The sequence below is a fragment of the Cupriavidus oxalaticus genome (assembly GCF_004768545.1).
GTDB classification, from domain to species: domain Bacteria; phylum Pseudomonadota; class Gammaproteobacteria; order Burkholderiales; family Burkholderiaceae; genus Cupriavidus; species Cupriavidus oxalaticus_A.
The window spans coordinates 2,734,702-2,747,214 of the sequence record NZ_CP038635.1 but is presented as its reverse complement, the minus strand read 5'-3'; the positions used below and the strand labels follow the sequence as shown (position 1 = coordinate 2,747,214).

Genomic DNA, 12,513 nt, shown 5'->3' with positions numbered 1-12,513 from the left:
GTCAGGGCTCCGCAGGAGCCTTGACCAGTGCATCCCACTGCAGCGCGATCCGTTCGAGCGCAAAGCCGGCTGCCTTGCGACGCCCGGCGTCTGCGAGCCGGGTGGCGGTCGCCGGTTCGCCGATCACGGTCAGCAGCGCTTGCGCCAGCGCATCCGCATTGCCTGTCGCGACCACCAGCGCGTCTTGCCCGGGCGTCAGCAGTTCGCGTGGGCCGGTCTCGCAATCGGTCGAGACGATGGGCAGGCCAAACGCCATGGCTTCGATCAGCACCAGCCCGAAGCCTTCGTATCGCGAACTCAGGCAGAACACCGACGCGCGCCCGTACGCTTGCTCCGGATCGTGGCAGATGCCCGGCAGGCTGACGCTGTCCTGCAAGCCCAGTTCAACGGTCAGCGCGGTCAGCGCCGGGCGCTCCTCGCCCTCGCCGTGAATCAGCAAATGCCATCCCGGCGCCTGCGCGGCGACTTGCTGCCAGGCATGCAGCAGCACATCGAAGCCCTTGGCCGCAACCAGACGGCCCATGGCGAGCACCGTCTTCTGCGCGCGCGGCGCAGGTTCGGGTGGCATCGGGAACGGCAGGGGGTTTGGCAGGCAGACGATATCGCTGCGTGGCCGCAGCGCTTCGCGCCAGCGCTGGCGGTCGCGCTCCGTCAGGACCACGACCTGCCGGCAGAAGCGTGCATCCAGGCGCCGCGCCAGCTTGCGCGCCGGCTTGCCGAGGTCCTCGTCGAAGTGGCAATGCTCCCAGGCGATATGGTGCAGGCCCAGACCGGCGGTGGCGGGCAGCACGAACAGCGCGAGCATGGTGTCGACCTGCACCAGCACGTCGGTCCGGTGCGCACGGCAATGGCGGTGGATGCCGGCCACGGTGGCCAGGTAAGCCCGCTTGAACGAAGGCCGCTGCGCAAACAGCGCTTCATGCCGGATACGCGGATCCAGCGCGAACTGGCTGGCCGGGTCCCACAGGCTCAGAATGGTCACGTTATGGCCGAGCGCGGCCAGCGCATTGGCGACTGTCGCCGTCATGCGCTCGGCGCCGGCCATGGCGTTCAGCGTGCCGGTCAGGAAGCAGATGTTGCGGCCGGAAGGCGAGGGATGCGTGGTGGTGGGCAAGGCGTTCTGGGCGATCCGAGGTGTTCTAAGGCACCCGGAGACACGAAAGGCCGCGACCGGCATCCGGCCGCGGCGAGACATGGGGCGCACGTTACACTAGACGGCAGCATTGTGCAGCCGGCAATGCTGAAACTTGCATGAATCCGCCACGCTCTAAGCCAGCATGAAGCGCGGACGCTGCCATGCGATCGTCAATCGCTTGCACAGCGGCGTTCCCGCCCAAGTTACAGGAGCTTACTGAGATGCAGACACCCCTTCGCGGCACCTGCCGGAGCATCGGCCTGCGCAGCGCGGCCATTGCGCTTGCCACCGCAGCCGCCACACTCGCCGCCTGCACCACCGCGCCGGCACCAGGGCTGCCCAGCGCCGGCGCCAATCTCAACCAGGCGCAGCCGTCCGGTCCCAGCCGTTGGGAACTGGTGCGCTGGCAGCTGGCCGACGGCACGCTGCGCGACATCCCGCATGGCGACAACGGCGAGCCCATCATCTTCGAGTTCAGCGATGGCATCGATGCCGCGCAGGGCACGGTCAGCGGCACCAGCGGCTGCAACCGCTTTACTGGCAGCTATGGCAAGACCGACACCGGGGTGCGCTTTGACCGCGTGGCTGGCACGCGCATGGCTTGCCCGCCACCGCGCATGGAACTGGAGTCGGCGTTGCTCAAGGCGATGCAGGCATCGTTCACCACCGTCGGCACGCAGCCGTCGGCGGCCAGCACCGGGCGGCAGATTGTCTGGAAAACCGCCAGCGGCGACCTGCTGCAGTTTGCCGAGCGCGAAGGCGTGGGCAGGCGCGGCGCGAGTGCCGCGGCGGGTGGCGTGGAGAAGATCGTTTATATCGATTCGCAGCGCGTGGAATGTTCGGGCGTCGGCAAGATGATGTGCTATCGCTGGCGCGAGTCGCCGGACGCGCCGTGGCAGCTCTGGTACGGGCCGATCGAAGGGCTGGATTTCGAGCAGGGGGTGGCGTACAAGCTGCGCGTGCGCGAATACCAGGTGCCGAACCCGCCGGCCGATGCGTCGTCGATACGGTGGGAGTTGCTGAAGGTGGAGTCGCGGACGCGGGCGCAATAGCTGCTGGTTTGCTCCCCTCTACCGCGTGCGGGAGAGGGGAGCAAACCAGCGCATCTCCGGCATCACCAAGGAAAAAAGGGCCGCAGTTGCGGCCCGTTTGCATCGTGTCAGTGGGATCAGGAGCGCGGCGTCCCGCCATCGCGCCGCACACCGCGGCGATCCGCGGTGGCAGCCTTTGCCGCCGCCTTGCCGCCAGCCTGCCCCGGCACCGGCAGCTTGTACATCGACCCCGGCACCGAAGTCAGCAGCGTATTGATCTGCACCACATCCTCTTCCTGCAGCACGCCGGTCGACGCCTTCAGCCGCAAGCCGTTCATGATGGTGTCATAGCGCGCCTTGGCCAGGTCGCGCCGCGTGGAGAACAGCTGCGCCTCGGCGTTCAGCACATCGATATTGATGCGCACGCCGACCTCATAGCCGAGCTGGTTCGATTCCACCGCGCTCTGCGCCGAACGCTCCGCAGCCTCCAGCGCCTTGACCTGCGCCAGCCCGTTGGAGACGCCGGAGTAGGTCTGCCGCGCCGTCTGCGCCGCCGTGCGGCGCGCGAATTCGAGGTCGCTCGCGGCCTTGTCCGCCAGCGCGATGGTCTCGCGCACGCGCGACTGGATCTGGCCGCCGGAGAAGATCGGCATGGTCAGCTGCACGCCGATCTGCGACGCGTTGTAGTGGGTCGAGATGACCTGCGTGGCGCTGCCGGTCTGGTTGTTGAAGCCGTACGACGCCACCAGGTCGACCGAGGGCAGGTGCCCGGCCTTGGCCTTGTTGGTCTCGCGCTGCGCGGTTTCCAGGTTGTAGCCGGCCAGGTTGACCTGCGGGTTGCTGGTTTCGGCCTGCGCTGCCCAGGCGTTCACGTCCGGCGGTTGCGGTCCGGGAATCAACGCCTCGGAGCGCAGGCCCATCAGTTCGTCGACCGGCTTGCCGGTGATCTGCTGCAAGGTGGCGCGCCGGATTTCCAGGTCGTTTTGCGAGGCGATCTCGGTCGAGGTGGCCAGGTCGAAGCGCGCCTGCGCGTCGTTGGCGTCGACGATGGTGGCGGTGCCGACCTCGAAGTTGCGCTTGGCCTGTTCCAGCTGCTCGCCGATGGCCTTTTTCTGCGCGCGCGCCAGGTACAGGTTGTCCTGCGCGGCGAGCACGTCGAAGTAGGCCTGCGCGCTGCGCGTGATCAGGTCGAGCTCGGCCTGGTGGAAGGTGACTTCACCGGCCAGCGCGGCCAGTTCGCCCTGCTTGTAGGTTTCCCAGCGGTCCCAGCGGAACAGCGGCTGGCTCAGCTGCAACTGCCAGTTGTTGTTGTTGAAGAAACGCGTGCCCGAGGCGCTGGGCGAGCCGCCGATCGGCAGCGAGGCAGTCTGGTCGAGCTTGGTGCGGTTGGCGCCGGCGGTGCCGACGACCTGCGGCAGCAGTCCGGCGCGGCCTTGCGGCAGCCGCTCGCGCGTGGCGAGCAGTTGCGAGCGGGCGCTGGCGAACTGGGCGTCATTGGATTGCGCATCGCGATAGACCTGCAGCAGGTCGGCCGCGCCTGCCGGTGCCGCGGGCAGCATGGCAAGCAGCGGGGCGAGCAGGGTAGCCGCGATCGCCAGGCGTGTCCGGATCGCTCCGGGCAGGGCGTTGGGCGCAAACTTCATGACAGCTCCAGTTTGCCGGGCGCGGGGCCGCGGCCTGTGGTTGTTTCTTCTTCGGAATGCTGCTTGCGGCGCGAACGAAAGCGGCCGGCCCGCGCGGCCAGGCCGTGCCTCGCTTCAGTACTTCGGCATCGCCGGATCCACTTCGCTGGCCCAGGCGTCGACGCCGCCGGTCAGGTTGTAGACCCTGGCGTAGCCCTGGCGCTCCAGGAACGCCGCCACCTGCATGCTGCGCATGCCGTGGTGGCAGATGCAGACGATGTCTGCGTCCTCGTCCAGTTCGGCGGCGCGCGCCGGGATGTCGCGCATGGGGATATGGGTGATGCCGGGCATGGCGCAGGTCTGCACTTCCCAGCCTTCACGCACGTCCAGCAGGACCGGCCTGGCGCGGCTGGCATCGGCCAGCCACTGGGCCAGTTCGGTCGGCTTGATTACCTGCATGATGAAACCGTCCTCAGAACTGGAACTGCGACGGACGGGCCGCGCCCTGCAGGGGCTTGACCGCGGTCTCGAACAGGTTGACGACCTGGTACTCGGTTTCGGACACGCGCGTGATCAGGCGCGCTTCCATCACCGGCAGTTCGCCCACGATGGCGGCGATGCGGCCGCCCACCTTGACCTGCGACAGGATCGACTGCGGCAGAGCCGGCAGCGAGCCGGAGATGCAGATCACATCGTACGGCGCCGCGGCGGCCCAGCCGTCGGCGGCATTGCCTTCGGCGACATCGACGTTGGTGATGCCGGCGTTGGCCAGGTTGGTGCGGGCCAGCTCGACCAGCTCGGGCACGATGTCCACGGTCAGCACATGGCGCGCGCGGTTGGCCAGCAGGGCGGCCATGTAGCCGGAGCCGGCGCCGATTTCCAGCACGTTTTCATGCTTGCGCACGGCCAGGTCCTGCAGGATGCGGGCTTCGACCCGCGGCGGCAGCATATTCTGCCCGGCGGGCAGCGGGATCTCCATGTCGACGAACGCCAGCGAGGCGTACGCGGCCGGGACGAACTGCTCCCGCTTGACCACCGCCAGCAGGTCCAGGATTTCCTGGTCCAGCACGTCCCACGGGCGGATTTGCTGTTCGATCATGTTGAATCGGGCTTTTTCGAGATCCATCTTGCCATTCCTTACCAAGGCCAACCGCTGTCGTTCTGTGCGCCGGCCGCGCGGTGCCCACGGCCGGACAGTCTTGTCTAACCCGCTATTTTAACCTTGCGGGCGCCGTCGGGTTCATTCCGCGCTGGCCTCCGTGGGCCCCGGCAATTCCTGCGTGGCCGGACGGGCGGGCGCGGCCGCGGCGTGGCTTGGTGACGGCGCGGCTGCCTTGCCTTGCCACAGCCGGCGCAACCACGCCCCGAAATCATCAAGATACGTATAGATCACAGGCACCACCACCAGCGTCAGGATCGACGAGGTAATGATCCCGCCGATCACCGTCTGGCCCATCGGCGCGCGCTGCTCGGCGCCTTCGCCCAGGCTGAAGGCCAGCGGCACCATGCCGAAGATCATCGCCAGCGTGGTCATCAGGATCGGGCGCAGGCGCACGCGCGCCGCTTCCACCAGCGCGGCCTCGCGCGACAACGGCTGGCGGCCCTCGCTGCCGTCAGTTCCATCGACGTGACCCTGCCGCGCCTGGTTGGCAAAGTCCACCAGCAAGATCGCATTCTTGGTCACCAGCCCCATCAGCATGATGAAGCCGATGATCGAGAACATATTCAGCGTCGAGCGGAACAGCAGCAGTGCCGCGAACACGCCGACCAGCGTGAGCGGCAGCGAGGTCATGATCGCGATCGGCTGGAAGAAGCTGGCGAACTGCGACGCCAGGATCATGTAGATGAAGATCACCGCCAGCGCCAGCGCCGACACGGCGTAGCCGAAGGACTCGTTCATCGACTTGGTCGAGCCGCCGAAACGGTACTTGTAGCCCGCCGGCCAGTTCATGCCGTCCAGCGTGGCCTTGACGTCGCGCGCCACTTCGCCGGCCGAGCGCCCGGCGACGTTGGCGGTCAGCTCGACCTCGCGGTTCAGGTCGCGCCGGCTGATCTGGTTGGCGCCGGTGGTCGGCACCAGCTCGGCGATCTGGCGCAGCGGCACCATCTTCGGCGAGCCGTCGGCGTTGGCCTGGCTGCTGGCGATCATCAGCGCGCTCAGGTCGGCCATGCCGGTGCGGGCGTCCCGGGGCAGGCGCACGCGCACGTCGTAGTTCTCGTCATCGGGCGCGCGCCACGAGCTGATGGCATCGCCCGCCAGCAGCGGGCGCAGGGCGTTGCCGATCTGCGCCACGCCCACGCCCAGGTCCGAGGCCAGTTCGCGGCGGATGCGGATCTCGATGGTGGGACGGTCGTCCTTCATGCTCGAATCCAGGTCGGCCAGGCCGGGGATCGCCCGCATGCGCTTGCCGGCTTCCTGCGACAGCCGGCGCAGCTCGTTGAGGTCGTCGCCCTGGATCGAAACCTGGATCGCCTTCTGGCCACCGGCGCCGTCGGGCATGCCGACCATGGTCAGCGTGATGCCCGCGATGCCGGCCAGCCGCTCGCGGATCAGCGGGTTGAGCTGCGCGGTCGAGAGCTTGCGTGCGCGCCGCTCGGTCAGGCGCACCGAGACCATCGCGTTGTTGCGGCCCGAGGCGTTGCCCGAGTTGATGGTGGCGTAGGTGTAGGCGACTTCCGGGAAGGATTTCAGCGCGGTTTCCACCTGCCGCACCTTGGCCTCGGTGACTTCGATCGACGTGCCCACCGGCGTGGTGAACCCGACCTGCGTCTCGCCCAGGTCCTCGTTGGGCACGAATTCCGTGCCGATCAGCGGCACCAGCGCAAAGCTGCCGAAGAACGTCACCGCCGCGATGATCGCGGTTGCCATCCGGTGCTTCAGCGCCCAGCCCAGCATCGCGGCATAGCCGTCGCCAAGCCGGTCCATGCGCGCCGAGAACCAGTCCAGCATCCGGCCGATGGTGCGTCCGTACCAGCTCTTCTTGTTGCCGGTGCCGTGCAGGTCGGGATCGTGCCAGACCGACGACAGCATCGGGTCCAGCGTGAACGAGACGAACATCGAGATCAGCACGGCAGCCACCACCGTAATGCCGAACTGGTGGAAGAAGCGCCCGATGATCCCGCCCATGAAGCCCACCGGCAGGAACACCGCCACGATCGAGAAGGTGGTGGCCAGCACCGCCAGCCCGATCTCGTTGGTGCCGTCCAGCGCCGCGCTGCGGTGGTCCTTGCCCATCAGGTTGTGGCGCACGATGTTCTCGCGCACCACGATGGCATCGTCGATCAGCAGGCCCACGCACAGCGACAGCGCCATCAGCGTGATCACGTTGAGCGTGAAGCCGCACATGTACATCACGCCGAAAGTGCCGATCAGCGCGATCGGCAGCGTCAGGCCGGTGATGACCGTGCTGCGCCAAGAGCCGAGGAACAGGAACACGATGGCCACCGTCAGGAACGCGCCTTCCAGCAGCGTGGAGCGCACCTCCTTCACGCTGCTGCGGATGCCGCGCGCGGTGTCGTTGACCACGTTGAGCTGCACGCCCGCAGGCACCAGCTTGCGCACCTCATCGGTCATGCGCACCAGGCCGTCGACGGTATCGACGGTGTTCTGGCCCTGCGCCTTCACCACCGACAGGAAGAGGGCGCGCTTGCCATCGAGCAGCGCCAGGCTTTCCTGTTCTTCCTGCCCGTCGCGCACGTCGGCGATCTCGCCCAGCGTGACCGGCTGGCCGGCGCGGCGCGCCACGATGATCTTGCGGAAGGCGTCGGGCGTGGGCACGCGGCCCTTGATCTGCACCACGGTCTCGGTGGACGAGGACCGCAACTCGCCCGCGGGCAGCTCCTGGTTCTCGTTGCGGATCGCATTCATTACCTGGTCGACGCCGATACCCAGCGCTTCCAGCTGCGCGGGACGGATGCGGATCTCGACCTCGCGCTTGGTGCCGCCGACGAGATTGATCGCACCCACGCCGCGCACCGTTTCCAGCCGCTTGCGCACGATCTGGTCTGCGATGGTGGTCAGCTCGCGCTGGCTGCGGTTGGCGCCCGGGGCATTGGACACCGACAGGTAGAAGATCGGCGCGTCGGACGGGTCGTAGCGCAGCACGCGCGGATCCTTGACCTCGTCGCGGAACTGCGGCCGGATCAGCGCGATCTTGTCGCGCACATCCTGCGCGGCCTGGCCGACATCGACGCTGAGGTCGAACTTGATGACGACGACCGAGGTGCCCTGGTACGAGTGCGAGAAGATCTCGTCGATGCCGGAGATGGTGTTGACGATCTCCTCGACCTTGCGCGTGACGTCGGATTCCACCGATTCCGGCGCGGCGCCCGGGTATTCGGTCTGTACCACCACCACCGGGAAGGTGATATCGGGGAACTGGTCGACCGGCAGGCGCTGGTAGGAGAACAGCCCGACCACGATGAAGGCCATCATCATCATGGTGGCCAGCACCGGGTTGCGGATGGACAGGCGAGTGAACCACATGGGGCGCGTTCCGGTTCGTGGCTAAGCGTCAGGCCTTCACGCTTTCACGTCATTCACGCGCCGCACCTGGCTGCCGCTGCGCAGCGTGCCGAGGTTGGTGCGCACGATCTCGGTGCCGGCGTCGAGACCGGAGACGATCTCCACCATCCCGCTGCCTTCGTCGCGCACGCCCAGCTGCACCGGGCGCTCGGCCAGCACGTCCTTGTCGATGGCATAGACGAAGGCACGCTCGCCTTCCATGCGCAGGGCCGAGGCCGGCACCGCCACCACGCCGGACCGCTGCCCCAGCACCAGCGCGCCGCGCGCGAACATGCCGGCGCGCAGCTTCGCGTTGGCATTCTCCACGCGCACGTAGACCATGATGCTGCGGGTGCCCTGCATGACGGCCGGGTTGATCCGCACTAGCTTGCCGGTAAAGCGCCCGGCGCCTTCCACGTCGAGTTCGACCGCCTGGCCGGCGCTGGCGCGCGCCACGTCGGCCATCGGCACCGGCGCCTCCAGTTCCAGCACGCGCAGGTCGACCACATCGACCAGGCGCGTATCCGGCGACACCTTCTCGCCCGGCTGCACCGCGCGCGCGGCGACCATGCCGTCGAGCGGGGCCTTGACCACGGTGTCGGCCAGCGCCTTCTGCGCCACCGCCAGGCCGCCCTGGGCGGCATCGAGATTAGCGCGGGCCACGTCGAGGTCGGACTGGAACTTGTCGAACGCGGTCTTCGAGATAAAGCCCTTGCCGACCAGTTCGCGGTTGCGCTCCCAGGTCTGGCGCGAGTTCTGGAACTGCCCTTGCATGGCCAGCATCTGCCCGCGCGCCTGCGCCACCCTGGCCTCGTACTCGGTCGGGTCGATGCGCGCGATCACCTGTCCGGCGCGCACCGGCTCGCCTTCGCGCACCAGCACCTGCTGCACCTCGCCCGAGACCTTGGCCTTGACCGATGCCTGGTTCAGCGCGCGCAGGCTGCCCGACAGCGGCAGCGACACCTGCAGGTTCTGGCGGCCCACGTTGAAGAGGTCGGCCTGCAGGAACTCCACCACGTTCGCGGCGGCTTGTACTGGCGCTTGCGGCTGGCGCGCGCTGCCGGCCTTGCGCACGGCGGCCACGGCGCTCAGCACCACGATGACGCAGGCTACAGCGATGAGCAGGGTCTTTCGTGTCATGTCGGCTTTCGCGGGCGCGTGCCCGGGTCGTTGGCGGCATCGCCGTCCGCACTGCCGTCAGCACCGTCAGCACCGCCGTCCGTATCCCCGCCGCTTTGCGCCAGCATCTCGTCGCGGATGCGCTCCCACACGTAGGGGCCTTGCTGCGGCGGCAGCGGGCGCTCGCGCGCCTCGCCGGTGGTCAAGCCGAACAGCAGCGTGTCGAGCAGATGGTCGAGGAAGACCTCGGGGTCGATGTCCTTTTCAGAGGTGGCGCGCAGCGCGCGCTGCCACAGCATCAGGAACACCAGCGGGGCGCAGATCAGCGTGGTGGTGGGGTTGGCCGGCACCGGGCGGAACTCGCCGCGCGCCACGCCGCGCGCCAGCACCCTGGCGAACAGCTCGTCGCCCGGCATCATCACCTCTTTGTTATAGAAGCGGGCGATGTCGGGGAAGTTGGCCGACTCGGCCATGATCAGCTTCGTGATCCCGGCCACCCGCGTGGCGCCGATCAGGCCCCACCAGCCGCGCAGCAGCTCGCGCAGCAGTTCCGGGGTGCTGCCCTCGTAGCGGTCGACCAGCTCGGTGCCGCGCGACAGGGCCGGGACCAGGTTCTCACGCACCACGGACTTGAACAGTTCTTCCTTGTTGGCGAAGTACAGGTAGACCGTGCCCTTGGACACCCCGGCGGCCGCCGCCACGTCTTCCAGGCGCGTGGCCGCGTAGCCGCGCTCCACGAACAGGTCGAGCGCCGCCGCGACCAGCTCCTGCGGGCGCGCGGCCTTGCGCCGGCTCCAGCGCGGCGCATCGGCATCCTTGTGCGGTTCGACGGGTGTTTTCACGGGTGTCTTGCGAGGACTGCGGGGCACGGTGGGGCGGGGTGGGATGTTAATAACTTGTGGGTCAGTAATGTAGAGTAGCGCCATGTGAGGGTCAAGCGCGGCCGGGGCGGGCTAGGGTACGCACCGAGGCGAATCCGAGACATGTGATGCCGGGGGCGCGCATGGCGGCCCTTACGGGGCCAGCCGGTTCGATCGCGCACATGGCGTTTTCCTTTTCTTACAGGAGGATGGCGGCGCTTCGGGCACAATGGCGCCTTGATGTCAGCCGCCTGGCTTGCCATGCCCTGCCGCGGCCTCCCTGAACCATTGCGATGAGTTGCCGGTCACACCTTTCCTGCCGCGCTGGCTGCGGCGCCTGTTGCATTGCCCCGTCGATTGCCTCGGCCCTGCCGGGCATGCCCGAGGGCAAGCCAGCGGGCGTGCCGTGCGCGCAGTTGCTGCCCGACATGCGCTGCGCGGTGTTCGGCCGCCCTGACCGGCCGGCGTTCTGCGCCGGCCTGAAGCCCGCGGCGGAAATGTGCGGCGACTCGCGCGAAGCCGCGCTGCGCTGGCTGACCCGACTCGAAATCCTGACCGCGCCACAGGCCACGCCTGCACGGCCCGGCTCGCGCGGGTGACGCCTGCCATAGTGCCGGCACGCCCGCCCAACTCCTGAACTCGGAGGCAACATGATCCGGACTTCCCGACGGCGCTGGCTGGCCGTCGCTGGCGCCACCGCGCTGGCCGCCGGCCTCGCCGCCTGCGGCGCGTTCCGCAACGAGTACACGTTCTCGCAAAGCCAGCTGCAGGCCGCGCTGGAGCGCAAGTTCCCGTTTAACAAGCGCTATATGGAGCTGTTCGACATCCAGCTCACCAATCCGCAACTGACGCTGGACCCGGTGCGCAACCGCGTCAACGTGCAATTCGACGCCGTCATCGACAACAAGCTGTTCTTCCGCCAGGCGCTGACGGGGCGCTTCGCGCTGGACAGCGGGCTGCGCTATGACGCGCCGACGCGCTCGGTGGTACTGCAGGACCCTGAAGTGCGGCGTTTCGACGTGCAGGGCATGCCGGCGCAGTTCTCGCGCCAGCTCAATGCGCTGGGTGGCATCCTGGCCGAGCAGCTGCTGCAGGACTATCCGCTCTATACGTTCCGGGAAGACCAGCTGCGCGTTGCCGGCACGCAGGTCGAGCCCGGTACAATCACCGTTTTGCCTGACGGCATCAACGTCAAGGTCAACCGCCCCTGATCGCCCTCGGGTAGCCGGGCGCTCGAACAACAAACCAGGCGGTCCGGCGCATGCCGGGCAACGCCGATGACAACGTTTCTCCGTTCCGCATGGAAATCGCACTTGCCCTGAAAGCCGTGATCCTCGGCATTGTCGAAGGACTGACCGAGTTCCTTCCCATCTCGAGTACCGGCCACCTGATCCTGGCGGGCCAATTGCTCGACTTCAACGACGAAAAGGGCAAGATCTTCGAGATCGTGATCCAGTTCGGCGCCATCCTGGCAGTCTGCTGGGAATTCCGTGCCCGCATCGGCAGCGTGGTGCGCGGGCTGGGCTCGGAGCCGAAGGCGCAGCGCTTTGCCATCAACGTGGTGATCGCGACCGCGCCGGCGATCATCCTGGCCTTTATCTTCGGCAAATGGATCAAGGCCCACCTGTTCAACCCGATCTCGGTGGCGCTGGCCTTTATCGTCGGCGGCGTGGTGATCCTGCTGGCCGAATGGCGCGACGCGCGCCGCGGCACGGTCTCGCATCCGCAGGGCAATGCGCTGCTGGAGGCGGCCAAGGCGGGCGCGCCGCGCATCGAATCGGTCGACGACCTGAACTGGGGCGATGCCCTCAAGGTGGGCCTGGCGCAGTGCTTCGCGCTGGTGCCGGGCACCTCGCGCTCGGGTGCCACCATCATCGGTGGCATGCTGTTCGGGCTGTCGCGGCAGGTGGCGACGGAGTTTTCGTTCTTCCTCGCGATCCCGGTGATCTTTGGCGCGACGGTCTATGAGCTGTACAAGGCGCGTGCGCTGCTGGACGCGGACGACCTCGGCGTCTTCGCGGTCGGCTTTGTCTTCGCCTTCCTGTCTGCGTTCCTGTGCGTGCGCTGGCTGCTGCGTTTTGTCGCCACGCACGATTTCAAGCCGTTTGCGTGGTATCGCATTGCGTTCGGCATCGTGGTGCTGTTCACCGCCTACTCCGGCCTGGTGTCCTGGCACGCGTAAGCGGGGCGAACATCCGGACAACAAAAAAGCGTGGCACTTGCCACGCTTTTTGTTTGTGCC

Annotated in this window: 11 protein-coding genes; 4 read left to right on the top strand and 7 right to left on the bottom strand. The window is 67.7% G+C overall.

Features of this window, described 5'->3' with window-relative positions; all coding sequences use genetic code 11:
• Position 1: 1 nt before the first annotated feature.
• The gene (locus tag E0W60_RS23565; RefSeq protein WP_135706302.1) at positions 2-1,045 is read right to left on the bottom strand and encodes a glycosyltransferase family 4 protein; all 1,044 of its coding nucleotides are present in this window, start codon (positions 1,043-1,045) and stop codon (positions 2-4) included.
• Between the two features lie 311 nt (positions 1,046-1,356).
• On the opposite strand from E0W60_RS23565, the gene E0W60_RS23560 reads away from it, so the two are divergent.
• On the top strand, positions 1,357-2,187 hold the full coding sequence (locus E0W60_RS23560; protein ID WP_135705724.1) for an META and DUF4377 domain-containing protein: 831 nt from the start codon (positions 1,357-1,359) through the stop codon (positions 2,185-2,187).
• Between the two features lie 116 nt (positions 2,188-2,303).
• On the opposite strand, the gene E0W60_RS23555 is transcribed toward E0W60_RS23560, so the two are convergent.
• The 6 genes from E0W60_RS23555 to E0W60_RS23530 form a co-directional block, all read right to left on the bottom strand.
• On the bottom strand, positions 2,304-3,809 hold the full coding sequence (locus E0W60_RS23555) for a TolC family outer membrane protein (RefSeq protein WP_133092448.1): 1,506 nt from the start codon (positions 3,807-3,809) through the stop codon (positions 2,304-2,306).
• Between the two features lie 114 nt (positions 3,810-3,923).
• A complete protein-coding gene (locus E0W60_RS23550) occupies positions 3,924-4,247 on the bottom strand; it encodes a rhodanese-like domain-containing protein (RefSeq protein ID WP_063240539.1) in 324 nt (107 codons plus the stop codon).
• A gap of 13 nt (positions 4,248-4,260) precedes the next feature.
• Positions 4,261-4,914: a protein-L-isoaspartate O-methyltransferase family protein gene (locus tag E0W60_RS23545; protein ID WP_135705722.1), complete on the bottom strand. Its 654-nt coding sequence runs from the start codon at positions 4,912-4,914 to the stop codon at positions 4,261-4,263.
• Between the two features lie 114 nt (positions 4,915-5,028).
• Complete coding sequence (locus tag E0W60_RS23540; protein ID WP_135705720.1) at positions 5,029-8,274, bottom strand: efflux RND transporter permease subunit; 3,246 nt, start codon at positions 8,272-8,274, stop codon at positions 5,029-5,031.
• Positions 8,275-8,310: 36 nt separating this feature from the next.
• Entirely contained in the window at positions 8,311-9,432 is a 1,122-nt protein-coding gene (locus E0W60_RS23535) for an efflux RND transporter periplasmic adaptor subunit (protein ID WP_135705718.1), read from the bottom strand.
• On the bottom strand, positions 9,429-10,280 hold the full coding sequence (locus E0W60_RS23530; protein ID WP_240745895.1) for a TetR/AcrR family transcriptional regulator: 852 nt from the start codon (positions 10,278-10,280) through the stop codon (positions 9,429-9,431). The genes E0W60_RS23535 and E0W60_RS23530 overlap by 4 nt, the downstream gene beginning before the upstream one ends.
• Before the next feature lie 284 nt (positions 10,281-10,564).
• Between E0W60_RS23530 and E0W60_RS23525 the strand changes: the two genes are divergently transcribed.
• The 3 genes from E0W60_RS23525 (at position 10,565) to E0W60_RS23515 (ending at position 12,453) form a co-directional block, all read left to right on the top strand.
• The gene (locus E0W60_RS23525) at positions 10,565-10,870 is read left to right on the top strand and encodes a YkgJ family cysteine cluster protein (RefSeq protein ID WP_135705716.1); all 306 of its coding nucleotides are present in this window, start codon (positions 10,565-10,567) and stop codon (positions 10,868-10,870) included.
• A 51-nt stretch (positions 10,871-10,921) separates the two neighbouring features.
• Complete coding sequence (locus E0W60_RS23520) at positions 10,922-11,482, top strand: DUF1439 domain-containing protein (RefSeq protein WP_133092442.1); 561 nt, start codon at positions 10,922-10,924, stop codon at positions 11,480-11,482.
• A gap of 89 nt (positions 11,483-11,571) precedes the next feature.
• The gene (locus tag E0W60_RS23515; RefSeq protein WP_135706301.1) at positions 11,572-12,453 is read left to right on the top strand and encodes an undecaprenyl-diphosphate phosphatase; all 882 of its coding nucleotides are present in this window, start codon (positions 11,572-11,574) and stop codon (positions 12,451-12,453) included.
• Positions 12,454-12,513: the final 60 nt, after the last annotated feature.